Annotated in this window: 1 protein-coding gene; it reads right to left on the bottom strand. The window is 62.0% G+C overall.

Features of this window, described 5'->3' with window-relative positions; all coding sequences use genetic code 11:
* The coding region (locus SB765_RS28200; protein ID WP_410932295.1) for a FadR/GntR family transcriptional regulator at positions 1–237 on the bottom strand (237 nt) is incomplete at its 3' end.
* Positions 238–392 lie beyond the last annotated feature (155 nt).

Raw genomic sequence — 392 nt, 5'->3', positions numbered from 1 at the left:
ATCCTGCTCGACCACGAATACGCCCACACCCTGGCGAGCGATCAGGCGCCCGCCAAGGCGCAGCGAGGCCACCGCCTCGCGGATGACGGGGCGGCTGACGTTGAACTCTTTGCACAGCTCCTGTTCGGACGGCAGTTTGTCGCCCGGGCCGTAGGTGCCGTTGTCGATCCGGCTGGAAAGCTCCTGGATCACGGTTTCCGCCAGGTTGGCGCGGCGCGTGCCTAACGACGCATTCATAGAAGGGTTGCTCCTGAAACTGATTGGCTCATCACGGTTGATTCTCCGGCAGGTTGCGCGCAGCCCTGATGCCCCTTGCGGCGGGATCCGTAGCCAACCAGCGGTGATGGTGTCGGCATATGTTATCAAACATCTTACTAGTCAGGCTCATGCCC

The organism is Pseudomonas sp. SIMBA_067 (assembly GCF_046534675.1).
Taxonomy (GTDB): Bacteria; Pseudomonadota; Gammaproteobacteria; order Pseudomonadales; family Pseudomonadaceae; genus Aquipseudomonas; species Aquipseudomonas putida.
Note: the sequence above shows the minus strand (reverse complement) of the source record. Positions and strands in the feature narration are given on the sequence as shown.